We start from the raw sequence: 25813 nt of genomic DNA, 5'->3' as shown, positions 1-25813 counted from the left end.
GTGTGCAGAAATAATAAAGTTGTTTAATTTACAATAAAGTCATTTAAAAAATAATATAGTTGTTTAAAAAATCTTTTTCCACGAACGGAGCAGATTAGTGGAAGCAATAGTAATTAGGTTTGACTGGGAAAATTGTCGATGATATTAAAAAAGACACCGAAGTGTCTTATGTTTTTCAAATTAAGCATACCGATAAATTGAAATTTAATTACTTAACATTATGCTTATTTTGGGAGCGAGGTTTTTATCGGTGAGTGTATACAAACCATGTAATGCTTGCTGTTAATAATGCTGTCGAAATCAAGGCTGTAAGAACACTATATGTTTGCCAAATAAGTATCGTTGACCAATCGAAAGCACAGCACAGTATACCCAGGGCAATCGTAGCGATCAGGAAAATAACTGTTACGATTATTCTCTTTTTTGTCATTGGCTGCCGCTCATTCGTTTTCCTTCTGCGTAATCCTAAGAGAAATAGCAAAACGGCCAATAGGCAAAGAATAATTGTGATAGACGACAAAATGATATCCATAAGCTGTGTGCCACTTATTTCATATGACTGAGTTAGATTGCCGTCTAATATATCTTTAACTTTTAGTACCAGGTTTATATTGGTATTTGCACCGTTGCTCAGCAAGCAGACGGCTGTTCGTTCATTTAGCAGTATGGCTACTTCGGTTCTGAAATTTGGGTTGCCCCCAGTATGTTCTATAATTGTTTGGTCGGCGTTTACCGACCAGCCTGCCGCATAATACATATCGTTGACAGCCGAAACAGACATATCACCCCTATGTGATTTTTCGATAACCGTGTGAAATATTTCGGGTATGTCCTGCACGATACCCATCTGTATGCCCATCCAACGCGCCATATCTTTTGTATTAGAAATGATGTAGCCTGCGGGTTTATTCCCAGCATAATCCGGAGCTTTAAATGGAGTTGTCATAAAAAAGGAAGAACGGTAGCCCTGTGCCAACTGTCCAGTGGCTTGAGCATCTTCTTTATAAACATACGTCTGGTGAAGACCTAACGGCTGAAATACCTGTTCCCTCATAAAGTCTTCATAACTTTGTCGCGACACAATCTCAATAACCAAACCCAATACGTCATAATTTACGGTTCCATAGTTATACTGTTCACCGGGAGGGAACGCCAATTCAGCATCCACGAGCATTTCTACAGTCTTTTGCAACATATCCGGTGTATTGCCCTGTGGAATATTTTGAGTATGCCTAATATTTGTTAGACCACTGGTATGGTGAAGAAAGTTATTTAGTGTAAGGCTTTGCATATCAACAGGTTTCCCTTGATACTTTAACGTAAACCAAGGTAAATGTTTTTGGACAGGGTCAGTCATGGAGAGCAGCCCTTGCTCTTCCAACAGCATAATACCCATACCGGTAAAAGCTTTACTGACCGAGGCTAACTCATAGAGTGTATTTTCACTTGCAGACAACCCCTTTTCACGGTCTGCATACCCTGAAGAAAAGTAGAACACTTCATCATCAGCAAGTATTGAGATTGACATACCCGGCACACCTGATATACGACAGGCATCATCTAGCAACGCTTGTATTGCCGCAGATTTCGAATCTGACAACGCATAACTTTGTGTTGCGAATCCTGAGAATAATATAAATATCGTTAATACAAAAACAATAATCTTTTTCATAAACTCTCCTTTTCGAAAAATTATAAGAGAATAATATAAATAACCTACTTTTACAACTATTAAACTAAATTTTAATTTATCTTTCTATTCACCTATATAATATCTAGTAATTGTGAAGAGTTACACTTAAACGAACAGATGCGTTAGTTCAATAAGAAGTAAACAACTTTAAAGAGCCTTGCTACGTAGAATGTAGTAAGGCTCTTAGCTTTTATTAATCAAAATTCAATAACTTTATTATCATTATACACTAGGACTAGAAAATTAAGGTCAGAAAAAACACCCTCTTATCTAGCGGGTGTGTGTCTTTGCATTCAATTGGTGGATGTTAGCACAAAAAGCATTTAGAAACCACAAGCATAGAAAATATGTCTCAACCATTGATAAAAATGAGCACCTGTGGTAAATTTATATAGATATATGCCTAATAATAACTGCAAGCATTATATCCCTATTTTATATTATATAACATAGTTTTTCGTTTGTCAAACCCAATTTTTTTAAGGAGTGGTTGCTATGGAGTCAGAATTTCAGCAAGAGCAAAAACGAGTAGACAGTGTAATAGAGACGATATCAAAGCAAATCTGCAAATTAGAGGAAGAAACTTCTCGTCGTCGGAACGAACTGGTTAATATACGTAAACACTTTTGGGATGAAGTCAAGGTGAATGTTGATACCTTTGACGATTATCTTGAGACCATCATCGGATTGAGACAAGAAGCTCAAGCTCTTTCCGTAAGCCAAAGCACCCATAGACATGCAGCCAAAAGATTGTCCACGTTGAGCCGTATGCAAAAGGCTCCCTACTTCGGACGAATTGACTTCATCGAGGAAGGACATTCAACACAGGAACAATTCTATATTGGCATCTCCTCGCTGATGGATGACAGTGGAGAGGATTTCCTTATCTACGACTGGAGAGCACCCATCTCGAGTGTCTACTATGATTACCAACCGGGCCCCGCTCAATATGCAACCCCTGGAGGCGTATTCCAAGGCATATTGGAGAAAAAGTGGCAATATCTAATCCGCGGCGGTGTTCTTCAGTCTATGTTCGATACGAGTCTTACTATTGGAGACGAGATTTTACAGCAGGTGCTAGGCCAAGGTACTGACAAACATATGCACAGTATCGTAGCTACCATCCAACAGGAGCAAAACCGAATCATCCGACATGATCGTGGGCGACTGCTCATTGTGCACGGTGCAGCTGGTAGTGGCAAGACATCTGCCGCCCTACAGCGCATTGCTTATTTGCTCTACAAATATCGAGATTGTCTAAGTGCTGATCAAATTATTCTATTTTCACCTAACTCCATGTTTAACAGTTATGTGTCCAATGTACTGCCGGAACTGGGCGAAGAGAATATGCAGCAAGTCACATTTCAGGAATACTTGGATCATCGCTTAAGTAAAGCATTTCACGTTGAAAATCCTTATGAGCAATTGGAATATGTTTTAACAGCTACCAATACCCCGTCCTACAAGTCAAGGGTGGCAAGCATTCGATTCAAAGCATCACCCCTTTTTTTCGAAGCGATCGAATCATATCGAAAGTCATTAGAGGTATCTGGCATGTGTTTCAAAGATGTGCTCTTCAGAGGTACGCCGATTGTTACCGCTCAACAAATAGCAGAATGGTTTTATAATAACGACACTTCACTCCGCTTCCATAATAGGCTTGAAAAGTTAAAGGATTGGCTAATGAACAAAATAAAAGAAACCCAAAAGGCTGAACTGACTATGCCGTGGGTACAGGAGAAAATCGAGCTACTTAGCAATGAGGAGTACCACAAGGCCCGTACCTACTTAGCGAAAAAACGTGGCCTCAATGGGGAATCGATTGCCGATTATGAAATCGAGCTGGAAGAACTTGCCCGCTTGGTTGTTCAACAGAAATTGAAGCCGTTACGTAAACGTGTGCGAGCATATGATTTCATCGACATTAACGGGATATATAAGCAGCTTTTTACTGATCCTCTTCAGATCAACCAGTGGATAGAGGGGGAAACACCCGCGGAGTGGGCGGATATTTGTCAAGCAACGCTAGAAATGCTAGACGACAGCAAACTATTTTACGAAGACGCTACTCCATTTTTACTTTTGCAAGAGTTGATTCAAGGCTTTCAGACGAATCGCTCGATAAAGCACATCCTTGTTGACGAGGCACAAGACTATTCACCATTCCAATTCGAGTTTTTAAAACGTTTATTTCCTTCGGCAAGGATGACTGTGCTAGGCGACTTTAATCAGGCAATATTCGCCCATGCCAGTGAAATGGTGGATTTTGACATCCTGAGCAGCTTATACGGACAAGATGAAACGGAAGTCATCAACATGACGCGCAGCTACCGTTCCACAAAACCGATCATCGAATTTACACGCAGACTAGTACCTAACGGCGAGCGGATTATCCCTTTCGAACGTGATGGTGAGTTGCCTGCCCTGACACAATTGCTCGATCACGCAGAGCTGCACCGCTGCATTACATCCAAAGTTACAGCTTTGCAAAGTCTTGGCTATAATAGCATTGCGATAATATGTAAATCCGCTGAGGAGAGTAAGCATGCTTATGAAGCCTTGTCCAACATTGATGATATTAAGCTCTTGAAGAGCGGCTCACTTGAGTATGAACAAGGAGTTGTTGTCATACCGTCTTATTTGTCTAAAGGCATCGAATTCGAAGCTGTCATCATTTATGACGCGTCAGAGCAAGTTTACGGCGATGACAGCCTGCGCAGACTATTCTACACTGCCTGCACCAGAGCTATGCATCATTTGCAACTTTACAGTGTAGGTAAACCGACCCCATTATTGCGAAACGTCTTGCAGGAAAGTTTCGTCTTAGCTTGACCTTCGTTGAAATGTCAACGATACACAAATGGAGACAATGACCTAAATCAGCCGAAAATATGTAAGCTTTATGCACGGCTTACATATTTTTCGGTTTTTTTGCATTTAAAAAGTACAATAAAACGTACAAACAGTTTTCCATCTCCACTTGCTAGCGTATTTTCCACTGGTAATGATTCACAATCGCCCCTCTAATTCATATGCAGTAATTTCGCCATTATTTCCGCACTTCCTGGTGAGAACATAAAAAATGATAATGACATACAGAAAAGCCCTACTATTACGAAACCAATTTTGTGAACGACCAATGACGGCTTTTTCATAAATAACCCTTTCATCACTAAAAATAGCCCTAAAAATAATAGTAAGAAATACCAAAAACCCATTACCCCACCCCCTTTTATAACAAGACGTCTACGTTATTGGAAGGTTCTTACTGTCCTTTCTCTTACTAAGCTTATTGATCAAACTCGGTTTTTTCGTGAATGAATGTTTCTCCTCTACTTTGTGACTTTTCTCATGATGATCTCGATGGGGCCCCTATTATATTTTCGTCTCCATAGTACAGAGAATAGCATACTGCCCATGAAAAACAGACATGCATAAAGAAGGGAAAAAGCTATTGTTTGATGCTCCAATCGATGGAAGACAATTAATATACCAATCCCAAGGAAGACGTGGCTTACATAATGCGTTAATGTCAATTGACCTGTCTGGATAATGGCACGTATCAGTCCATTTTCAGCAAATTTTTCGGCAATATAAAGAGAAACAACAATGACAATCAGTGCCGTTGCAGTATTGGACACGATGTAAAGGACATTCGGCGGGATTGGTCCTGTTTCAAAGAGAAACCACGCGCTATCCGTATCCAATAGGGATTTGGTCGTTACATTTATCAATATTTTAGATAGGATTTCTGTTAAAACCGTTATCGAAAAGCCAGCAATGAGCAGTTTTTTTCTGACTGTAGCATCTGTTAAATCTAATCGTCCCAAAATTAGCCCGATAAAAAAGAAACAAAACCACGGGAGTACAGGATGATAACCGTTGAAAAACAAGTTTCTCACAAACCCTTCTACTGTCCAAAAATCGAGATATTCTAGTAAGAATTGGTCAGGGTCCCAACCTGCCATATAATTAAAGATTATTTGAAATATTTGTGCTGTCACTAATAGTGCACTTGTTAATAGCATGATTGTTGTGCTAGATGATACGATAAAAAATGAGGCGATGAGCATATATACGCCATAATAATGTAATATGTCTCCTGACCAGCCCACAGCATACAAAATCATACCTAGTACAAATAGAAAAAGAGCTCTTTTCCATAATGTTTTTCTATTTTGTTGTTTAAGGAAAGGGGATTCTGTAGCCCTTGCCTTAGCTGTCATCAGCGCGATGCCTAGCCCAGCCAATATGACAAATATGGCGGAAGCGCGTCCTTGGAAGAGATTTTGAACCCCTATCAACCATGTAGGGCCATTCCCATCTGCGCCTGTAATAACACCAAAGTTTACGACAAACATACCAAACATCGCTAAAGCTCGAGCAAAATCTAGCCCTTCCATCCGTTTGCTAACTTGCCCCTTCGTCATAGCGCTTGTTCTCTCAATACACTCTCTACAGCTTCTTGCCATATTCCTTTGTAATCTAACTTGCTACCCGTTAGCATGAAATTGCTTATATTATCGATGACCATGGCAAGCATATGGGCTTTTGCTTCTATATTTGTAGCGCTTATCGCTTCAATTTCTACCGCATAGCTAAATAAATCCTGATAGCTCTTTAAATAACCAGCTTGAACATCCAGCAGCCTCGTCATATATTTGTCATCCCGTGAAGCTAACAATATGTATTGATTAAAGATTTTATTAAAATGCTTATCGGATGCTTGCTCATCAATTGATTGGTAACCAATTTCCAATAACTTTTGTTTGAGATTTGTTTTAGAAATATCACTGTAGTCAAACGTGTTGCTTAGCGAAATGTCCCTACAGATTTCATCAAATAAATACTCAATTAATTCATCCTTGGATGTAAAGTAATAGTAGATAGCCGGTTTAGATATGCCGACCTCCGCCGCAATCATAGACAAACTCGTTTTATCAAAGCCTTTTTCAGAAAACATGACATAGGCTGTTTCTAAAATTTTTTTAAATGTTTCTTCGCGATTACGCATAGTATACCTCCAGAAATATTTACTTACCTACCGGTAAGTAAATATTAAACTAAAGCAAATGTTAAATCAATTAAATGATAAATGGATTTTTCGTAAACACCTGCTGTCGTCAGAAAAAAACTGTGCAGACTCACTTGCTGTCTGCACAGTTTAGCTATTATGACCGATAGCATTACTTTCTGCTATCCTACGGCTTTAAGTTGTTTGTAAACATTCCATTAATGCTTTAGCTGTTTGTTCTTTGCCCATTACTTTTATTGGTTGTCCTGTTGCTGGTACAATCCAGTGTGGTTCGTCGCCACCATATAAGGACTGTGAGCTATTCGCTACCATAAACTGTGCATGTGCTGAGTCCATACGTAGGCGTGCTCTTGCAAGTAAGAAATCTTCATCATTTGTTGCTTCTAGTTTAAAGCCCACAAGTGTGACATTGGGCTGCCAGTTCTTTATTTGCCCGAGTACTTTTGGCGCTTTTTTAAAGTGGATGATAGGGGGTTCGTCCGAAGGCATTTTACCCGCTTCCTCCATTAAGTTGCCTGATTGGTCATAAACCTTGTCAATGACCCAGTCGGAGCCGGCCGCCGCCATAATCACAATGTCTACCTTTTGCTCTTGAACAGCATGGTGAACCTTAGTCCCTAAATCTTCAATTCCTTCAAATTGTAGCGTACGCATTTTATCTTGATTTTTAGGAAGTTGCGCGAAATAGCCATGCATATACAATACATCGGCTCCGGCGGCAAGAGCTGCTTCAGCCAAATAGCATCCCATACTGCCTTTCGACAAATTCGTATGCCCGCGTACACGATCCCATTTTTCAAGTGTTCCCCCACTTGTAATGAGTACGGTTTTCCCTTGTAATGTCCCCATACACTCACCTTTTTCTTATCAATTACCTCTTTTGCGTCATGTACATCTGGATGTTGAATGGTGCTTAAGTCTCCAAAAAGGTCAACTCGATGTCCGTCCTATCACCAAAGCCTCATGTAATGACAGTCAGTCTGGATGCGACTTAGTTCGACAAACAGCCTTAAATGGACGCCATTTCAATTCCAAACAGCTACCAGAGGTGTTATCAGTCAGTAGTTGTTTAGGCAGCTACTAACTGAAAGCTACATATACATGTCCTATTTTAACGTAAAAAGACAAAATAACCTATTTCTTATTTTGTTCGCTTAACCAAGTGCTTAAAATTTCCGCAAATTTCTTGGTCACAGGTGAAGCATGGTGCTTCATAGCTAGTCCTATGGTACGATATCCACCTTGCTTTAATGGAATGGCTTTTAATGTAGAAGGTAAACGATTAATGACTAATCGCGGTAAAATACTAATGCCTAAATGATGCGAAATCATTGAAAAAATGCCCACCTCTTCCGACAATTCAAAGCGAATATTGGGCTTAACATGATAATGCTCTAAAATCACCTTTACATCATTCGTACCACGATAAGACGTCATGATAAATGGCATATCCTCAAGTTCCACAATATCTATTTCTGTTCTGTCATAGAGTGAACTTTTGTCAGAAACAATACATAACAGAGGGTCCTGCTGAAGCTCGATAAACTGATATTGCTCAGATTTTTGGCCATTTAAAAATCCAGCATCCACCTCGCCACTTTGTAGCCATTGTTCAATTTCATAATAATCTCCTTCGCGCAATTCCACTTGAATGCCAGGAAATTGATTGTCCATAATGCGAACGATTTCGGGCATCCAATTGGAAGAAATACTCGAAATAACTCCGATTCGCACTTTCCCCCGTGTTACCCCATGAATATGCGCTGCTTCCTGCTGCAATAATTCTTCAGCATCCAGTACATGGCGCATGGCACGCAACATCGTATGCCCTTCAGTCGTTAAGGTCACACCAGCTCGGCTCCGGTGAATCAGCGCAAAGCCAAATTCCTTTTCTAAACTAGAGACAGCATGACTGACCGCCGATTGGGTTAAACCTAATGCATCGGCTGCCTTGGTAAAGCTTTCAAGCTCTGCCACCTTATTTAAAATTTCATATTTCACCAAACTCATTTGCTTTGTCCTCGATATACATGAATTTTTTTAATATTAATCATTATAAACATTCGTTTTACTAATCACAACACAAGATATATAGTAAATTTTAGTATAAAACTGTTTTAGTACACAGACTGTAGGTGAGCATAATGAGTATTCAAGGAAAAGCAAATTTATTGATGATAATTGTGACAATGTTTTGGGGGTTGTCCTATACGTTTATGGTAATGGGGCTTGAAACATTGGCTGTTTATAATGTGGTGGCATTACGCTGTGTTATCGCATTTTTAGCGGCAGGTATAATCTTTTATAAACGCATGATAAAGGTCGATTTCAAAACATTAAAATACGCAGCTATCCAAGGCTTTCTCTTATTCCTTGTGTTCGCACTAAGTTTATTTGGATTACAAACGACTTCCGTTTCAAACGCTGGATTTATTTTAAGCTTAACAGTTGTGCTAGTGCCTATTATCAGTAGCTTTATCGACAAAAAGTTACCGTCAAGAGCGGTTAGTTTTGCGATTATTTGTACGATGATTGGCATCACAGTTTTAACAGCGCAAGGCTCTTTTACATTCCAAAAAGGTGATATTTTAGTAGCGATTGCAGCGCTAGGTTATGCTATCTATTTATTATTAAACAGCAAGTTTACTCGAAGCGTAGAGTCGATTTCCTACGGGGTTTATCAGCTTGGTTTTGCGGGCCTCTATGCACTTGTTTGTACACTGTTCTTCGAAGCACCTACACTGCCAAATACAGCCGCTTCATGGCTTGCTATTATCGGGCTCGGCATCATTTGTAGTGCCTTCTGTTTCGTCGGTCAAACTGTTGCACAACAGTATACATCTGCTACACATACAGGTCTCATTTTTTCCTTAGAACCCATCTTTGCTGCCATGTTTGCGATGATGTTCTTAGGCGAAGGATTGACTGTCAAACTACTGATTGGTGGTAGCTTTATTTTAATCGGTAATTTGGTGGCACAATTTGAGCATATGCACTTGTCACGCTTCTTTAAAAAACAAGCGCAAGAAAAAGTTATATGATACCGTATCGGACTAGCGACAAAATCGGCGTTACAGCGATACAGTAAAAACATACACATAGCGAATAGAAAGAGGCTGGGACAAAACTTTAAATTTTAAGAAAGAGCAGCAAAGGTATTATTAAATTGTTGCTATCTAAAATAAAGAAAAATTTAGACGTTCTTCCTTTTGGCATCAATAAAATTTAGAAGAGTGCACTAGTTGATGGTAGCGAAGGCGGTGACTTCTTGGGGATTAGCGTGACGCCTGAGACTACAACAGGCTCAGGCCACGCCTCCGGAACGTCCGCCGTAGTGGACATCAACGTTCACAGCAAAAAAGTGTTAGATCGACATCAGTCAATCTAACACTTTTTCTCGTTTGTCCCAGCCCCTTTTCATTTCTCTCATACTTACATCATTGGTTATTTGTGCAAACCACCCTTGCCCGTTGATTGAAATTTTTACACAAGGCTATACTATAAAGTGAAATTTCAATCAGCAGGATGTTCTTCGCGTTTTATAGTCAGCTGTTCGCCCCCATGTATTCGTTGTCATCTATCCACTTGACATGGGCGTGTAATGACTCACTAATGCGGGGATAAAGAAAGGAGGATTTATCGGTGATGAACAAAAGTATTCAACCTATACATATCTATTGCTTATTATTTTTATCTGTTAGTTTCTTGGCACAATTCATGCTCACCCCCACAATAATTTCTGAAGTTGAACGTGCATCTTGGCTAAGTGCTATCGTAAGCTTACTGCCTTTTCTTGTTTTTGCCATCGTTATTTCAAGAATCGCTTCTACCTTAAAAACGAGTTCTTTACCTCAGTTTATTTCTAGGTATTACAATAAACCGCTTTATGGAATTGTCATTGCTTTATATGTCGTGTATATACTCTTTTCAACTTTTATGACCTTAAAGTTTACGATGATTTGGATTGATGAAAATTTTGCGTTTGAATACCCCTATTTTATCAATGTCTTACTGTTTATTCTCTTATGTTTTTATGGTTCTCAAAAGGGCATTAAGACGATTGCCATCCAATCATTCACCATCGGGAGCATCTACATTCTATTATTTGCCCTTCTTAATATCGGAAATTCAGTTAATCATGAATATCAGCTGCTGTTACCTATTAACCATACGAGTATTTCTTCAACGCTAATAGGTGTAATGTACATGTGTATTGGCATTTTAGAAGTCGGTTTTCTCTTATTTGTAGTATTAGGTCATGCACAAGAAAAAGTGAAATTTAAAGGGATTATAGCTTTATCAACATTGTTGCTGTTATTAACCTTTATAACGATTACATCTACTATTGCTGAGTTTGGGCTTTTTATAGCCCAAAGGATGACTTTTCCAGTGAATGAACAGTGGAAAGTGTTGTCATTCGGCAAATATTTGACGAGACTGGATTCACTATCCGTATTTCACATATTGTCAATCTCATTTATTCGCATCAGTTTGTTTATGTATATACTATCTTCATTTTTCAAAAAAAATCGAAATCGTCATCTCTTACTTCTGTATCTAGGCTTAACATTGGGATTATTAATTCCATGGTCTGTTTCTAGTTTTATTTTATTTATCAATAGGGTCTATCTACCCGCAATATTTATGTTTTTATTCGTTTTTATGATTGTTACCTATATATTATTGCGCTTTAAAAGGGGGCAAAAATTTGAACAAACATCGTAATAGGGAACTTTTATATCAAGCATTAAGGAAGCAAACGGATATAAGAATTAGCCAAAAACATTATTACTTTCATGATGAAAACCAAGAGCTAGTGTTCTTTTACTGCCCAGGGTTAATTGATAATGAGCTTTATTTTAATACATTATTACCAAGTGTTAGACACCTTGCTGAACAAGGACATATGAATGATATCAAAATAATCAATCGCTATTTAGAGGTGGAAGAGTTACATGATTATTTGCAAAAACTGGAGGACATAAACAGCGGCATTTTTTCTGGCTTCATCTATATTTATCACAGTCAATCCGATAAGCTATATGCCATCCAATTAGCGAAACTTCCAGAACGTGCCATTGATGAATCCAATATGGAAGTGTCATTAAGGGGGCCGCGTGATGGTTTTGTAGAAAATATCGATACAAACCTTTCGTTGCTACGGATGCGATTAAAAAGTAATCATTTATGCAGTAAGAGCTATTTAATTGGGACTACTAGTAAGACAAGGGTTTTACTTCTTTATCTAGATAATCTTATAAAACCGGATATTTTAGAAAACGTACAAAACAAGTTAGATGTGATCGATGTAGATGTGATTACCAGTAGCTATCATATAGAGGAATTACTTTATGATAAAACATCTGCACTATTCCCACTAATCGATTATACCGGAAGACCCGATTTTGTCGTCAACTCACTCAATCAAGGCCGTTTCGCCGTACTTGTTGATGGTAGCCCAAGTTGTCTTATTGGGCCGGTTAATTTATTACTTCTTTTAAAGGCGCCTGAAGATGATCAAACCAGTTTCATTTACGGAAGCTTCTCCCGCATTTTAAGAGTGCTTTCTTTATTTACTAGTATCTTTTTACCAGGTTTTTGGATTGCCTTGACTGTTCATCAGCTTAACCAACTACCCTTCCCATTATTAGCATCGATCTCTACATCTAAAATTGGTTTACCTGTGTCCTCTTCTATCGAAATTTTTATCATGCTCATCTTTTTCGACCTTTTTAGGGAGGCTGGGGTACGCTTACCTAAAACGGTTGGTCAAACTGTCGCTGTTTTAGGAGGGCTAATCGTTGGAGATGCAGCCATAAGAGCTGGTTTTACTTCACCGTCAACATTAGTAGTAGGCGCACTTACTGTTATTTCTAGTTATACATTAATAAATCAAAATATATTGGGCAATGTCTTTTTATTGAGAATTGTCACGTTAATAATATCTTCTTTTTTTGGGATGTATGGCTTTTTTGTCTGTGTATTATTTTTACTAACATATATTTCTTCATTGGAAAGCTTTGGACGCCCTTATCTGTCCACACTTTACAAAGTGAATGCTCCAGATATGATGAAAGGTTTCTTGAAAATGCCGTTCAAATTTAAGTCGAAAGACCATATGTATGATGCTCGCCGTAAAAAGGAGTGAATTTCATGGCACCTTATAAAGTGATCCTGCAAGTAATCATTTTTTGTCATTTATCTTGGCTATTAGCTGGCTGTTCAGGAATTAAAGAAATTCAAAGTGAAATTTACGTGACGGCTTTAGGTATGGATTATACGGACAATAAATATCATTTATATCTCCAAGCTGTTGGCTTTAATAATATTACTGGCTCTGAACCAGACATCGCCAAAGAGCCCGCGCCCATTGTAATTGGACATGGAGAAGGCGAAACCATTCAAGAGGCAATGGATGATATTGAAAAACATTCAGTAAATCCCCTCTATTATGGGCATGTACAAGCTATTTTTATTTCCAAAAATATTTTGGAGGGACAACTGGATGGGTTTCTAGATTACTTTAGTAGAAACTATTATTTGCGTTATAATACGTTAATTTATGCGTATGACCATGATATTAAGGAAATCATGAACGTTCGCGGGTTATTTTATAAACCGCCAAACTTAACTTTTACTTATGATCCAAAAGAACAACTATTTTTTAATACATTTTTCCCAACCATCACCGTACAAAACATCATAAAAAGATTTTATGAGCCCATTGGTTCATTAATGATTCCCACAATAGATGTAACCGATAATTATTGGGATGAAGATAGCGACTCAAAAAAAATATTAACGATTAGTGGCGCGTACTTTCTTGTCAATCAACAATTAAAAGGATGGTTACAGGAGGAAGAACTTTCAGGTCTGGATTGGTTTAATAAAGAATTTCATAACATGAAGCTGTCCATTAAAGATAAAGCTGTTTCAATGTCTATCGATGATATAAAGCATACAATTAAAATAGTAGATGGCAAAGCGCCAAAATATGATGTCGAATTAGACGTTAAAGCATCCATTACAGAAAATCCAAAAAATCTTACTAGAAAACAAATTGCGCAACAAACGGAGTCCATCATAGCATCTCAAATCCAACAAACATTTAATAAAGGACTAGAAATTAATGCCGATGTTTTCAATCTTTCAGAAAAAGCTTATCGTTTCAAATCCAAAACTTGGACGAACGAGGAAATAAAAAACCTAACGAATGATTCCATCCATCAAATCACTGTCAACGTTTTTGTAAAAGATGGTGGAGCGGTAAAAATTATCAAGTAATTTCCTGTAAGCCCTATCGTTTCTAGTGATTGTCTTGTTTTTATTGAAACTCTCTTTGAGATTTTTACTGGGGTAATAACAAAAATCGGTGGGAGATAAATCCCCCACCGAAAAGTCTTTTATAAATATCTTCTAATTTGTTCTGCATCGTTCATGCGTTCTTCCGCTTTTAAGCGTTCCTCACGTTGCTCGGATGTCTCCACATTTCCAACCGTATCAAATGGTTCTGGCGCTGTTACGCGTGGATCAAGTGGGTTATGGCGATAGCCATTGGCTTCATCATAGGTTGCAGTTGTCAGTGGGTCACTTGTATCATCGCGTTCAGCAAATAATACGATAGCTCCCTGCTCTACAAGTTGCGCATAATACGCGGTTTGTCCTTCTGTTAAGTCAAATCGCTTTAACCCTTCTGTCACAGCAGACTCGCCCGTAAACCATGATTTAAATTGGTCTACCCAATTCCCTGCTTCATGCGTTCTAACATCCACATCCCATTTGATATCCTCAAATTGGCTTTGATCCTTTGCAATAATATGAATATCTTCTGTACGATATCCAGCTAATCGCATACTTTCTAAAATGTGCAGCATTTCGTCTTTTGTATGTGCCACCTCAATTTGTGGGTTTTGTTCATTCATCATGTTCAATTCCTCCTATTTGTATGGCTTACTATGTTTTTACCCTGCTCGTGGGATAAGAAACGCCTTTTTGTTGTTTTTTATGATTCTGTAATATTTGTCATATTCTATTTCACTTTGTCACACTGGTCATCGTTTAGTTGCCGAGAAAGGCTTTTAACATCCATGCATGCTTTTCTAGTGATTGGTACATCGCATTGAGTAAATCCTCTGTGCGGTCGTCCCCTTCCTCCGCTGCTAGCTCCATTGTTGAATTTAACGCTTTCATTAGCTTTTGGAAATCCGAGATGGTTGTTTCTACCATTTCATCCGTTGTTTCCTTCCCTGTTGCTTCCTCAACATAAGAGAGCTCAAGGTGTTCTTTTAATGTCGCTACAGGCTTACCGTCTTTGGACAGAATGCGCTCGGCAATTTCATCTAAATTTAATGTGGATTCATTATATAACTCTTCAAATTTTGCATGGAGTGTGAAGAAGGCATTCCCCGTTACATACCAATGATAGTTATGCAATTTTGTATACAGTACCGAGTATGTTGAGACCAGCTTATTCAATTGCTTATTTAAGTTTTGTGTCATGTTGTCTCCTCCAATTTCTTTGTTCTAGCCTTTAGTATGCGTTGCATTGTGTATTGGCTATACACTCATTTTTTCCCTACTACCACAATTTAAAACATAACTGAAAATTCTGTGAGTATAGCAAGCAATATTAAATATCAACGATTTGCCTATATATTATAGAAGTCAATCTAGTATTTAGCGTAACTGTGATTTAATAAACGCAGTCAATTTAGCTATAGCAAAGCCATGGAGTTGATGACTAGCACTATGTTCAACAGTTCACAATAAAAATTAAGCACAATATTAAAACTATTCTCTATAATTATTTCACTTTCCGAAATAGTTTCGTTATAATGAAATCACTTACAACAAAGGGGTGTTTATACATGGAAGTTTTACCATTACGCAAGGATGTGCCACTAGAAGAAACTTGGAATTTACAAGATTTGCTGGAGAATGACGCAGATTTTGAACCTATTTTAGCGCAATTGGTGGAGGAAGCTGTGAATTTTGAGCGTACGTATCAGGGCACCATTACAGATGCATCCAAAGTAATTGACGTTCTCACAGCTTTTGAAGTACTGCAAGTGCAATTTGTGCCAATAGGTACGTATGCTAGTTTAAACTTACAGGCTGATCGCACAGACGATGTCGCACAAATGCGTGCGGCAAAATTCGGTACAGCAGTCGGTAAAATTAGTAGTGCGCTCTCTTTTGTGCGTAGCGAACTATTAGCATTAGATGAAAAAGTGTTAGAGGAAGCTGCTACATTGAGCCCTCTTTATGAGCACTATTTACAGGAATTATTAAAACAGAAGCCACATCAGTTACAGCCTGAAGTCGAAAAAGCGTTGGCGGCACTAAGTTCCACGTTTGAAGCACCCTATGAAATCTATAACACAACCAAGCTGGTCGATATGAATTTCGGTGAGTTTGAGGCAAACGGCAAAAAACACCCGCTCAGCTTTGTATTATTCGAAAATGACTGGGAACTTGAAGTAGATACAAATGTGCGTCGTGCAGCATTTGATGCATTTTCTAGTAAGTTACGTGATTATCAGCACACAACTGCGCAGGTATACAACACGCATATTCAACAAGAAAAAACGATTGCTGATTTACGAGGTTTTGACTCTGTCATTGACTATTTATTATTCGATCAAGACGTAGATCAATCGCTCTATCATCGTCAAATTGACCTTATTACACAAGAACTTGCACCGCATATGCGCCGTTACGCGAAGCTTGTTCAGCAAGCGAATGATTTAGAGTCAATGACATTTGCGGATTTAAAAATTGCGCTCGATGCTAGCTACGATCCAAAGTTAACAATGGCTGAGGCGAAGGATTATGTGGAAAAATCCCTAGCGGTCATGGGTGAGGATTATCAAAACATGCTAGAACGCGCATTTAATGACCGTTGGATTGATTTTGCGCCAAACAAAGGGAAATCGACCGGCGCATTTTGCTCAAGTCCATATGGCAGTCATCCATACATCCTCATGTCATGGAACGAACGCATGAATGAGGTATTTACACTCACACATGAGCTTGGCCATGCAGGACATTTTGTGAATGCTCAAGGCCATCAATCGTATTTCAATAGCCGTCCTTCTCTTTACTTTATCGAGGCACCATCGACAATGAATGAAATGCTATTGGCAAATTATTTATTAACACATAATGACGACCTTCGATTCAAACGTTGGGTCATTTCAAATATCGTAGCGAAAACGTATTATCATAACTTCGTGACACATTTACTAGAAGCTGCTTATCAACGCAAAGTATATGAATTAGTGGACGCTGGCGACTCGGTCAATGCGACTGTCTTAAATCAATTAAAACGCACGGTCCTTGAAGATTTCTGGGGCGATACTGTAGAGATTACGGAAGGTGCAGAGTTAACTTGGATGCGTCAGCCACACTACTACATGGGCTTATACCCTTACACATACAGTGCTGGTTTAACGATTTCAACTCAAGTTTCGCAACGCATTTTAAAAGAAGGTAGCTCGGCTGTCGATGAATGGTTAGCAGTTCTCCAAGCGGGTGGCACAAAATCCCCTGTAGAGCTTGCCCAAATGGCAGGTGTGGATGTGACAACAGATCAGCCACTTCGGGATACGATTGCTTATATCGGTCATTTAATCGATGAGCTCGAACGGCTAACTAAGGAAATTGAAGGATAAACATAGCTATCCCTCGCGACAAGCAGCCTACTGATGTAGGCTGCTTTTTTAGCTTGGTTCGCGCGTTCTATCCGCCACTTCCCCTGTTCTATCAGCCACTTTGTGCTGTGAACCACTTGGGCAGTGGATTTTCCCTTGTACCCTGGACGTTTTCCATTCACATGCGTGATGGTTTTCTTTTTTTAGTTCTAAGCGAGAATATACGTACATATACTAGAATCAGGGCGTCCCTCTACATTTTTTTGATATTTCAAAATAGATAATCATTTTCCTTCGTACAAAAGTACCGTTATTATTAAGTGTACGCAATTTATTTAGCAAAAATCGACTAACAATTTTCAAAGGAAGTGTTTCTAATTATGGTAAAACGTAATGATCCATGCCCATGCGGTAGCGGCAAAAAATATAAAAAGTGCTGTGAAGGTAAGCAGCAAGTAACAGTAGAAACTGTGGCAATTGAAGAATTAGAGCGTGTACTACAAACATTCTATTTAGAGTACCCAGAACGCAAAGATGTCCGTGCCTATATTGAGCACGTGGGCACATGGCAGCCTAAATTAGAGAGCGTGTTACAGCGTGAGCTTATTGAAGCAATCGCATTGGACGACTTCTTCTTCCACCAAGAGCCATCTATTTGGAAAGGTTATTTAAAGAAAACAAAGAAAAAGACGGTTCGACCTTCCACTTTAAAAGTGTTAGAAGGTTGGTCACAACCTACATTATTTATTGGAACCGTGTCTGTTGTAGAGGAAAAATATTTCAAAGCTACACATGTGCTGTCAAACCAAGAAATCTATATTCGTCGTGAAAACGACAAGCCAATTCCTGAAGGGATGCAAGTATTTGCATTTATCCTACCTGATGGCACGAAAAAAGAAGCACAGTACTTAGCTGTTTCAACACTTATTTTCTTCCCACAAGACCATGAAAAAGTATTTACACAATTGAAGAAAAACTTTGAGGCTTCTGGGAAAAAAGTGGAGGCTTTCTTAAAAGAGGATCATTTATCTTTCTGGGAGCTCCTTGTATCTAATGGCTACAAAGGTGAAGAATTTACAAGCTTTGAAAACGGTGTACTTGCCCAAGTAAAAGAGTTCCTTGAGCAAAATGAACGTGAAACAGAACCGATGTTAGAGCTATTAGAAGATTATTTAATCGAAGGACAACCTTCTGCACGTAAAGAAGCGGCTATCGCTGCGGGTGCGATTCGCTATGGGCAAGAAAAAGAGCTGTTCGAATCATTATCAATGACAGTAAAAGAAATTGCGGCGACATTTGATATTTCAGCAACTTCACTGACAAAATATTATCAAGACTTAAGTAATTACGTAGCGACGAAATAAAAACATAGATATTAGTGCCGCACGTTCAGGTCAAACCTAGAGCGTGCGGCTTTATTATGTATTTCAAGAAAACGGAGAATAGCGTGCTTTAGCGCACGACACAACGATGTACAATAAAAAAAGCTACTAACTATCTGCATGCAGATAACAAAGTAACTTTTTCTATGGTAACCAACCAATATTATTATTTCCGAACATATTAATATTTATGCGTGGAATACGACAAATATGATTATTTTTAGCAATAAATCTTATTTTATTGTAGTTACTACAGCGGAAGACACTATTTACTATATACTTTCAGTAGCTCTTCCCCTAAAAATTGCAGCCGCTCCCCTACTGTGCAACCTTCAATACAGAAGCGATGCGCTCCCGTTTTACCACGTTCTTTTCGCAGTTGCTTCATGACTAAGCAATCAGCGCAATACATATCATGTAGTTCATCAAGATCTTTCATAACTGTCACTTTATCCATCAAGAACGTTAACCCCTTTCACGTCCAAATTTCGCTTCTTACTATTATGAAGTGAACATTTTGTACAAGCAACTATTTTGTTCATCCTTATTTAACAGAAATTGTTATGATGGTATTGTAGATTGAGAAACAGCATTTTTGCTGTACAATTATCATTGAATCTAATTGAAAAGTAGGGATTTTATGTTGGAAGTTTATATAGATGCCGCAAGCGCAGGTAATCCTGGTCCAAGTGGCATTGGCATTTTCATTAAAGGTGAGGGACACCATCTGCAATTCAGTGAATACATTGGTCACACCAATAATCATATTGCCGAATTCAGTGCTTTAGTGCGTGGTCTAGAAGAAGCACAGAAGCTTGGTACAACCCTTGTCTCAGTGCGCTCAGATTCTAAAATTGTTGTGGCCTCTATGGAAAAAGAATATGTCAAAAATGAAGAATTTAAACCTTATCTTGAGCAAGCATTAACGCTCGCTAGTAGCTTCGAGTTGTTTTTCATTAAATGGGTACCAGATTCACAAAATAAAGCTGCTGATGCGCTTGCACGTGCGGCCATTCAACAAGAAAAAAGCTAAAGTGCTGACAACATAAACCAGCGCTTTTTTTTATTCCTTGTTTAGAAAAGTGACAACAAGTAAATTTATGGTACTTTTTCCTCGAAAACTGAAATGCTTTCCCCGAATAGCCGTAAATCGCTTAAAAAATATATTTATATATTGAATTATTCCCTAGGGATATTGACAACTTTATGCCATGGTGATACCTTTGACACATTAGTAATTTAGTAAGAGAAAGCGTAAAACTATTATTTGCTAGTAATATAATTATTATGTGAGGGGAATTTTGACAATGAAGCGTATTTTCACATTACTTATTATGCTTACTGCCGTGCTAGCTTTAGCCGCATGTGGCACTTCTGATGAAAAATCAAATGCAACAGATAGTTCAACTGACTCAAACAAAGCAACAGAAAAAGTCATCATTGGTATTGATGATAAGTTCGCTCCAATGGGCTTCCGTGATGATAAAAATGAAATTGTTGGTTTTGATATCGACTTAGCTCGTGCAGCGGCTGAACATATGGGGATGGAAGCACAATTCCAACCAATCGACTGGAAAACAAAAGAATCCGAATTAATGAGTGGTCGTATCGACTTAATTTGGAATGGTTATACCATTACAGATGAGCGTAAAGAAAAAGTTTTATTTACAAAGCCCTATCTAGAAAACTCGCAAGTGGTGTTAACAAAAAAAGATTCAACAATCAAAACACTTAGCGATTTAGCAGGAACAGAAGTTGGTATTCAAGCCCTGTCTTCTGCCGCAGATGCTTTAAACAGCAATCCAATTCACAAAGACGTTAAAAAAATCACAGAGTTTGGAGATAACGTTTTAGCTTTAACAGATTTAAAAACAGGTCGTGTCGATGCAGTCATTATCGATGCCGTTGTCGCAGAATATTACATGACGCAAGAACCTGATACATTCAAGTTATTAGAAGAATCTCTAGCACCAGAACAATATGGTATTGGTGTAAAACCAGGAAATGAAGCCTTATTAGAAAAGCTACAAGCCGCTTTAGATAAAATGAATGAAGATGGCACAGCCGCTGAAATCTCTACAAAATGGTTTGGTGAAGATAAGGTTTTAAAATAAAGGGCAACGTGTATTGGATGGGGTTTGTATTTGGTCCTCCTCAATTCGTTGAACCAATCAGGTACTTATGAGTGCTTGACCTTCATTTTCAAATGAGCGTCTTAACTACCGTTATTACGGGATAATTGAATGATATCTATGGCTAAGAGTTTCCTCGTGAAACTCTTAGCTTTTTGGAGGGAAAATATTTATGGTGGACTACTGGCAAACAATGATTTTGCCGATGCTTGAAGGAGCAAAAATGACGGTACTACTGTTCATAATTGCAATTCTCGTATCGATTCCATTTGGCTTCTTACTAACATTAGCTGTAAAAAGTCGGATAAAACCACTATCGTGGCTTGCACATACGTATATTTATGTGATGCGTGGGACGCCACTCTTGCTACAGCTTTTATTAATATGTTTTGGTTTACCGATGATACCCGTAATTGGCGAGTATTTAGTGCTAGATCGCTTTGTTGCCGCTTGTTTGGGCTTTATTTTAAATTACGCCGCGTACTTTGCGGAAATTTTCAGAGGTGGCTTACTGGCGATTGATAAAGGGCAATACGAAGCCGCACAAGTACTAGGCTTGACGAAATGGCAAACAACAACACGTATTATTTTGCCACAAATGTTTCGTGTAGCTTTACCGGCCTTATCAAATGAATCAGTAACATTAATCAAGGACACAGCACTGTTATATGCTGTAGCAGTACCAGAGCTACTTCACTTTGCACAAACAGCAGTAAATCGTGACTTTACGATTGTACCGTACTTCATTGCTGGCGCTATTTACTTAGTCATGACGTTAATGTTAACGGTAGTATTTAAATGGCTTGAAAAACGTTTTAAATTTGAATAGAGGTGACACGTATGGCACTGATTGAAATATCGAGTTTGAAGAAATCATTTGGTGAATTGCAAGTACTAAAACAAATTACATTTGACATTGAGAAAAAAGATGTCGTCGCTGTCATCGGACCATCAGGTTCTGGTAAGAGCACAATGCTACGAAGCCTCGTTCATCTAGAAGAGATTAATGGTGGTAGTATTCGTGTCGATGGGGATTACTTAGTGCAAGAAGGTAATTATGCGAAGCCGCAAGACATAAAAAAAATTACGGCCAAAATGGGCATGGTGTTTCAACACTTTAACTTATTTCCCCATTTAACAGTGCAGCAAAACCTTGAGATTGCACCGGGTTTACTGAAAACGGAAGCGCCGGATGCCATCGCACGTCGCAGTGAGGATTTACTACAAAAAATTGGACTAGCCGATAAAGCGAAAGCATACCCTGCTAATCTTTCTGGTGGACAAAAGCAACGGGTAGCCATTGCACGCGCACTAATGATGAATCCTCAGATTTTATTATTCGATGAACCAACTTCAGCACTAGATCCCGAGCTGACAGGTGAAGTGTTAAAAGTCATGAAGGATTTAGCCGAGGAGCATATGACGATGATTGTCGTAACACATGAAATGGGCTTTGCACGCGAAGTCGCAAACAAGGTGGTATTTATGGATGGTGGCGACATTATTGAAGCAAATCATCCTGAAGAATTTTTTACGAATCCACAAAACGAACGTACAAAGGCATTTTTGCAGAAGAACTTAAAATAATAAGATGGGCTGTTTAACAAAGCTTTGAATCCATTACACCCTCTTATTATATGGTAAACATCCGCGGTGCCTTTTATGCGGGTAAGGCAGGGGCAACAATGGCACGAGGATGGTGGTCACGAAGGCGTTTTCTGGTTGATACTTCGCTGTCACCACATACAACATTTGCTATGTCGCCTTTGCTCCCTCTCCTATGACTGACAGAAAACTTCGTGGATTTTTACCTTTCTAGCTATAAACACTTAAAACATTTATCTAATTTAAAGTCACTCATCTGATGAAAAAATCATGAGTGGCTTTTTTATTTGCTTTCGTCAATGCTTTTCATCGGGCACAGTGTATAGCCACTCTAAAGATATAAAAATAACGGCATTATTATTATTTCACTAAAATAGAAATGTATCCTTAATGTTATTTTGTTGACATGTAACTGTAATATTCCAATGTTAATATCATTAATATACCAAGTTTTAAGCTTCAAAGCTTTAGGAGGATACATATTTTGACAAAGAATAAAAAGATGAAATGGGGCATGAAGTTAGCTGCCTTGGCATTAAGCTCGTCTGTGCTTTTTTCTACGTTTGACACAGCCTCAGCCGCAACATATACAGTAAAGTCTGGTGATTCTTTATGGAAGATTGCCAGTCAACACGGCGTATCTTATCAAACATTGATGAACTGGAATCATTTATCATCTACAAACATTTTTGTGGGACAAAAACTTAACCTGAATACTACGCTAACTGCTGTACCTAAACCAACGACTAACCTCGTACAAATCGCTAAGCAACAACTAGGTGTAAAATACTCGTTTGGTGGTACAAAACCGAGCACAGGCTTTGATTGCTCAGGCTATATCACTTTTGTTTATAATAATGCTGGTATTTCAACACCTCGTAAAACGGCTGCAGGTTTTTATAATTCAGCCAAAAAAGTGACTACACCGCAAGTTGGGGACTTAGTATTTTTCGCTAATACATATAAGCCAGGTATTTCACATGCAGGCATTTATATTGGCAATAATCAAATGATAAATGCTAGCAATAGTGGTGTAACCATCGCTAACATCAATAGCTCCTATTGGAAGCAGTATTTTGTAGGGTATGGTCGTTTATCGTAAACTATCAGACTGAAGACAAACTCGAAAGAAATCGAGTGTCTTCAGTCTTTTTTTATTATAAATCTACCATCGGTAATTTCTACGACTGTATGTTTGAACGCTGTAATTCTCATTCTTTGCAACTTGCTACAAGGCGTTACATGGCGATAACGTGTGCGACAAAGTCGTGCATGCGCTTTATATTTTGAAATGATTAATCTGCGTATCAAGTGCTATTGCTTTTGCGATAATGCATCCGAAGCCGAGGAAATTTCTTGCACAAAAGCTAACTGTTCTTCAATAGCACTCGTAACATTTTCCACAGATGTAGCCGATGTTTCAGCAAACTCATTAATGAGATGAACTGAATGAGCTAACTGCTCAGATCCTGAAGCCAGTTGTTGAACGGCCAAAGTGACCCCGCGAATCTTATCCGTCACGCTGTTAACAGACTGTTGGATTTGCTCGAAGGACATACCGGCAATGCTAACGGATTCAATCCCATTCAATACTTCATCAGTGACCGATTTCATAGAAAGTACAGCGTTATTCGTTTCTGTTTGAATAGAAGAAATAATTTGAGCTATTTTGCTAGCAGATAGAGAGGACTCTTCGGCCAACTTGCGCACTTCTGCTGCAACTACCGCGAAGCCTCTGCCGCTTTCTCCTCCTCTTGCTGCTTCAATGGCTGCATTCAAGGCGAGGAGATTAGTTTGTCCAGCAACTTTGGTGATAGTGCCAACAATTTCACCGATTTCTTCTGAGCGTTGTCGTAAATTGTCTATTACTTGTCCTAACTGATTGATGGAAACATGAATCGAGTTCATTTGCTGCTCTGCTTTCATAATGATTTCGTTTCCTTGTAGCGGTTTTTCGGAAGCGTCAATCGCTATGTTGGATACATCTTGTGCACTGGAAGCAATGGCATGGATATTATCACCCATATATTGCAGTGTATGTGTAACTTGTTCCACAGCTTGTGCCTGATTGTCTATTTCATGAATTGTTTGGGCGATGATTTCACTTGCCATAGTGGTTTGCCCGGCGCTTGCCGCTAGCTCTTTCGAGTAAGCCGCCCCATCCTGCGATGTTTGCATAATCTCGTTGAGAAGCTGCCTTTGTCCTTCCAGCATGTTATTAAAGGCATTTGTTAACTGTCCGATTGCATCTTTTGACACGTAATTGACTTTACCAGTGAAATCGTCCTTCTCGGCTTCTTTCATCTTGTCATTTAAAGTTTCGAGTGGTTTTACAATAATGCGTGTGATGTACCAACCTACCACTATACATAGCACGATCATAATACTTGAGAAGATAAGAGAGAGCAGAGTAACTCGCTTCGCCTCAGCGCTACTTTCCTGACTTCGCTGAGCAGCTTCTTCCTGTATGGCTTTCTCTAATGGATCCGTAATTGCTAAAAGGGCATTAATCGCTTCTATCCCCTTTGTCTTATACTGCTGGTATGCCTCAACATTTTTATTTGCATTTCCAAGAGCTAACAAATTGTTGTGGACATTTAAGTAACTTAGGTAAACCTGAGACAGCTCGGCTAGTGCTTCCTTCTTATCTGAAGACAGATTAGCCTTCTGCAGTTCTTCCAGAATTTGAAGGTTAGCGGCGACTAATTCTTTTTTTTGAGCCAGTAGTTGCTCCCCTTCTTCTTTCGTTGTTTGCTGCATTATTTGAAACAAAATCTTCTCCATTGTGCGGTTGTTTGCCCTGAATTTACCGAAACTTACGGAAGGCAATAAACTATCCTCGTACATTTCCTTCGTATTTCCTGCCAACCGCGACATCTCAATGTACCCGTTACCTACTAAGAAAACCATCGTTACAACAAAAGTAGCAATTAAGACAAATAGTTTTTTAAACATCGTTGCATTACGCATATGTCCATCCCCTTCAAACGATAAATTTTTAGATTTCGCAACAAATTCACAGATAAAATCACAGGAAACAGCCGTGAAACGATGTTCCAAAGAGGCGATTAGTATAGGGAATGGCTACATAGATTGCTGTACTGCATATGTATATAGAAGCATTCTTTTACTAAAACCTAAATTTTTACCATAATTATTCATAATTTTTTATATCATTGATAGCATCAGCGTAACATAATACATTTTCAAATATACATCAATTAAAATGCCTATTATATTAATAGACAGCCAAAAAACTCGCATTCAATAGATATTTTTACCTATTATTATAAACAAATGCTTATTTTCAGGAA

22 protein-coding genes are annotated in these 25813 nt (G+C 38.7%); 12 read left to right on the top strand and 10 right to left on the bottom strand.

What is annotated here, in order from left to right; translation table 11 throughout:
• Positions 1 to 244: 244 nt before the first annotated feature.
• Positions 245 to 1672, bottom strand: coding sequence for a serine hydrolase domain-containing protein (locus tag C9J31_RS08945; RefSeq protein ID WP_107948076.1), 1428 nt, complete (start codon positions 1670 to 1672; stop codon positions 245 to 247).
• A 516-nt stretch (positions 1673 to 2188) separates the two neighbouring features.
• On the opposite strand from C9J31_RS08945, the gene helD reads away from it, so the two are divergent.
• A complete protein-coding gene (helD, locus tag C9J31_RS08940; RefSeq protein ID WP_107948078.1) occupies positions 2189 to 4525 on the top strand; it encodes an RNA polymerase recycling motor HelD in 2337 nt (778 codons plus the stop codon).
• A 191-nt stretch (positions 4526 to 4716) separates the two neighbouring features.
• Here the strand turns inward: helD and C9J31_RS08935 are convergent, their stop codons facing one another.
• The 5 genes from C9J31_RS08935 to C9J31_RS08915 form a co-directional block, all read right to left on the bottom strand.
• Positions 4717 to 4911, bottom strand: a complete 195-nt coding sequence (locus tag C9J31_RS08935; protein ID WP_107948080.1) for a hypothetical protein — start codon at positions 4909 to 4911, stop codon at positions 4717 to 4719.
• Between the two features lie 114 nt (positions 4912 to 5025).
• Entirely contained in the window at positions 5026 to 6123 is a 1098-nt protein-coding gene (locus C9J31_RS08930; protein WP_107948082.1) for a DUF418 domain-containing protein, read from the bottom strand.
• Entirely contained in the window at positions 6120 to 6707 is a 588-nt protein-coding gene (locus tag C9J31_RS08925; RefSeq protein ID WP_107948084.1) for a TetR/AcrR family transcriptional regulator, read from the bottom strand. Before C9J31_RS08925 ends, C9J31_RS08930 begins: the two co-directional genes overlap by 4 nt.
• 195 nt (positions 6708 to 6902) lie before the next feature.
• Positions 6903 to 7577: a phosphopantothenoylcysteine decarboxylase domain-containing protein gene (locus C9J31_RS08920; protein ID WP_107924316.1), complete on the bottom strand. Its 675-nt coding sequence runs from the start codon at positions 7575 to 7577 to the stop codon at positions 6903 to 6905.
• A gap of 285 nt (positions 7578 to 7862) precedes the next feature.
• Complete coding sequence (locus C9J31_RS08915; protein WP_107924315.1) at positions 7863 to 8738, bottom strand: LysR family transcriptional regulator; 876 nt, start codon at positions 8736 to 8738, stop codon at positions 7863 to 7865.
• 134 nt (positions 8739 to 8872) lie between these two features.
• On the opposite strand from C9J31_RS08915, the gene C9J31_RS08910 reads away from it, so the two are divergent.
• The 4 genes from C9J31_RS08910 (at position 8873) to C9J31_RS08895 (ending at position 14012) form a co-directional block, all read left to right on the top strand.
• Positions 8873 to 9769 carry a DMT family transporter gene (locus C9J31_RS08910; RefSeq protein WP_107948086.1) on the top strand — a complete coding sequence of 299 codons (897 nt, stop codon included), beginning with the start codon at positions 8873 to 8875 and terminating at the stop codon, positions 9767 to 9769.
• 604 nt (positions 9770 to 10373) lie between these two features.
• Entirely contained in the window at positions 10374 to 11453 is a 1080-nt protein-coding gene (locus tag C9J31_RS08905; protein WP_107948273.1) for a GerAB/ArcD/ProY family transporter, read from the top strand.
• Complete coding sequence (locus C9J31_RS08900) at positions 11437 to 12876, top strand: spore germination protein (RefSeq protein ID WP_107948087.1); 1440 nt, start codon at positions 11437 to 11439, stop codon at positions 12874 to 12876. Before C9J31_RS08905 ends, C9J31_RS08900 begins: the two co-directional genes overlap by 17 nt.
• A 5-nt stretch (positions 12877 to 12881) precedes the next feature.
• Positions 12882 to 14012 carry a Ger(x)C family spore germination protein gene (locus C9J31_RS08895; RefSeq protein WP_107948089.1) on the top strand — a complete coding sequence of 377 codons (1131 nt, stop codon included), beginning with the start codon at positions 12882 to 12884 and terminating at the stop codon, positions 14010 to 14012.
• Between the two features lie 119 nt (positions 14013 to 14131).
• Here C9J31_RS08895 and C9J31_RS08890 read toward each other — a convergent pair whose 3' ends face one another.
• Positions 14132 to 14653, bottom strand: coding sequence for a general stress protein (locus tag C9J31_RS08890; RefSeq protein ID WP_107948091.1), 522 nt, complete (start codon positions 14651 to 14653; stop codon positions 14132 to 14134).
• A gap of 133 nt (positions 14654 to 14786) precedes the next feature.
• On the bottom strand, positions 14787 to 15227 hold the full coding sequence (locus C9J31_RS08885) for a Dps family protein (protein WP_107948093.1): 441 nt from the start codon (positions 15225 to 15227) through the stop codon (positions 14787 to 14789).
• A 368-nt stretch (positions 15228 to 15595) separates the two neighbouring features.
• Between C9J31_RS08885 and pepF the strand changes: the two genes are divergently transcribed.
• Positions 15596 to 17401 carry an oligoendopeptidase F gene (gene pepF / locus C9J31_RS08880; RefSeq protein ID WP_107948094.1) on the top strand — a complete coding sequence of 602 codons (1806 nt, stop codon included), beginning with the start codon at positions 15596 to 15598 and terminating at the stop codon, positions 17399 to 17401.
• A 359-nt stretch (positions 17402 to 17760) separates the two neighbouring features.
• A complete protein-coding gene (locus C9J31_RS08875) occupies positions 17761 to 18744 on the top strand; it encodes an SEC-C domain-containing protein (protein ID WP_107924309.1) in 984 nt (327 codons plus the stop codon).
• A gap of 283 nt (positions 18745 to 19027) precedes the next feature.
• Here the strand turns inward: C9J31_RS08875 and C9J31_RS08870 are convergent, their stop codons facing one another.
• Entirely contained in the window at positions 19028 to 19219 is a 192-nt protein-coding gene (locus C9J31_RS08870; RefSeq protein ID WP_054767583.1) for a zinc-finger domain-containing protein, read from the bottom strand.
• 183 nt (positions 19220 to 19402) lie between these two features.
• Between C9J31_RS08870 and C9J31_RS08865 the strand changes: the two genes are divergently transcribed.
• The 5 genes from C9J31_RS08865 (at position 19403) to C9J31_RS08845 (ending at position 23601) form a co-directional block, all read left to right on the top strand.
• On the top strand, positions 19403 to 19795 hold the full coding sequence (locus tag C9J31_RS08865; RefSeq protein WP_107948096.1) for a ribonuclease HI family protein: 393 nt from the start codon (positions 19403 to 19405) through the stop codon (positions 19793 to 19795).
• Between the two features lie 274 nt (positions 19796 to 20069).
• Positions 20070 to 20876, top strand: a complete 807-nt coding sequence (locus C9J31_RS08860) for an amino acid ABC transporter substrate-binding protein (protein WP_107948098.1) — start codon at positions 20070 to 20072, stop codon at positions 20874 to 20876.
• A 190-nt stretch (positions 20877 to 21066) separates the two neighbouring features.
• Positions 21067 to 21723, top strand: a complete 657-nt coding sequence (locus C9J31_RS08855) for an amino acid ABC transporter permease (RefSeq protein ID WP_107924306.1) — start codon at positions 21067 to 21069, stop codon at positions 21721 to 21723.
• A gap of 11 nt (positions 21724 to 21734) precedes the next feature.
• A complete protein-coding gene (locus tag C9J31_RS08850) occupies positions 21735 to 22481 on the top strand; it encodes an amino acid ABC transporter ATP-binding protein (RefSeq protein ID WP_107924305.1) in 747 nt (248 codons plus the stop codon).
• Between the two features lie 502 nt (positions 22482 to 22983).
• Positions 22984 to 23601 carry a C40 family peptidase gene (locus C9J31_RS08845; RefSeq protein WP_107948100.1) on the top strand — a complete coding sequence of 206 codons (618 nt, stop codon included), beginning with the start codon at positions 22984 to 22986 and terminating at the stop codon, positions 23599 to 23601.
• 212 nt (positions 23602 to 23813) lie between these two features.
• Here the strand turns inward: C9J31_RS08845 and C9J31_RS08840 are convergent, their stop codons facing one another.
• Positions 23814 to 25469, bottom strand: coding sequence for a methyl-accepting chemotaxis protein (locus C9J31_RS08840; RefSeq protein WP_107948102.1), 1656 nt, complete (start codon positions 25467 to 25469; stop codon positions 23814 to 23816).
• Positions 25470 to 25813: the final 344 nt, after the last annotated feature.

The organism is Lysinibacillus parviboronicapiens (assembly GCF_003049605.2).
In the GTDB taxonomy this organism is placed as follows: domain Bacteria; phylum Bacillota; class Bacilli; order Bacillales_A; family Planococcaceae; genus Lysinibacillus; species Lysinibacillus parviboronicapiens.
This window is presented reverse-complemented; position numbering and strand designations above follow the sequence as displayed.

Coding starts and splice junctions, on each gene's coding strand:
- pepF (WP_107948094.1), top strand. CDS start 15,596: ATGGAAGTTTTACCATTACGCAAGGATGTGCCACTAGAAGAAACTTGG.
- C9J31_RS08895 (WP_107948089.1), top strand. CDS start 12,882: ATGGCACCTTATAAAGTGATCCTGCAAGTAATCATTTTTTGTCATTTA.
- C9J31_RS08870 (WP_054767583.1), bottom strand. CDS start 19,219: ATGGATAAAGTGACAGTTATGAAAGATCTTGATGAACTACATGATATG.
- C9J31_RS08875 (WP_107924309.1), top strand. CDS start 17,761: ATGGTAAAACGTAATGATCCATGCCCATGCGGTAGCGGCAAAAAATAT.
- C9J31_RS08945 (WP_107948076.1), bottom strand. CDS start 1,672: ATGAAAAAGATTATTGTTTTTGTATTAACGATATTTATATTATTCTCA.
- C9J31_RS08850 (WP_107924305.1), top strand. CDS start 21,735: ATGGCACTGATTGAAATATCGAGTTTGAAGAAATCATTTGGTGAATTG.
- C9J31_RS08930 (WP_107948082.1), bottom strand. CDS start 6,123: ATGACGAAGGGGCAAGTTAGCAAACGGATGGAAGGGCTAGATTTTGCT.
- C9J31_RS08935 (WP_107948080.1), bottom strand. CDS start 4,911: ATGGGTTTTTGGTATTTCTTACTATTATTTTTAGGGCTATTTTTAGTG.
- C9J31_RS08925 (WP_107948084.1), bottom strand. CDS start 6,707: ATGCGTAATCGCGAAGAAACATTTAAAAAAATTTTAGAAACAGCCTAT.
- C9J31_RS08905 (WP_107948273.1), top strand. CDS start 10,374: ATGAACAAAAGTATTCAACCTATACATATCTATTGCTTATTATTTTTA.
- helD (WP_107948078.1), top strand. CDS start 2,189: ATGGAGTCAGAATTTCAGCAAGAGCAAAAACGAGTAGACAGTGTAATA.
- C9J31_RS08840 (WP_107948102.1), bottom strand. CDS start 25,469: ATGCGTAATGCAACGATGTTTAAAAAACTATTTGTCTTAATTGCTACT.
- C9J31_RS08855 (WP_107924306.1), top strand. CDS start 21,067: ATGGTGGACTACTGGCAAACAATGATTTTGCCGATGCTTGAAGGAGCA.
- C9J31_RS08920 (WP_107924316.1), bottom strand. CDS start 7,577: ATGGGGACATTACAAGGGAAAACCGTACTCATTACAAGTGGGGGAACA.
- C9J31_RS08890 (WP_107948091.1), bottom strand. CDS start 14,653: ATGATGAATGAACAAAACCCACAAATTGAGGTGGCACATACAAAAGAC.
- C9J31_RS08865 (WP_107948096.1), top strand. CDS start 19,403: ATGTTGGAAGTTTATATAGATGCCGCAAGCGCAGGTAATCCTGGTCCA.
- C9J31_RS08885 (WP_107948093.1), bottom strand. CDS start 15,227: ATGACACAAAACTTAAATAAGCAATTGAATAAGCTGGTCTCAACATAC.
- C9J31_RS08910 (WP_107948086.1), top strand. CDS start 8,873: ATGAGTATTCAAGGAAAAGCAAATTTATTGATGATAATTGTGACAATG.
- C9J31_RS08860 (WP_107948098.1), top strand. CDS start 20,070: ATGAAGCGTATTTTCACATTACTTATTATGCTTACTGCCGTGCTAGCT.
- C9J31_RS08915 (WP_107924315.1), bottom strand. CDS start 8,738: ATGAGTTTGGTGAAATATGAAATTTTAAATAAGGTGGCAGAGCTTGAA.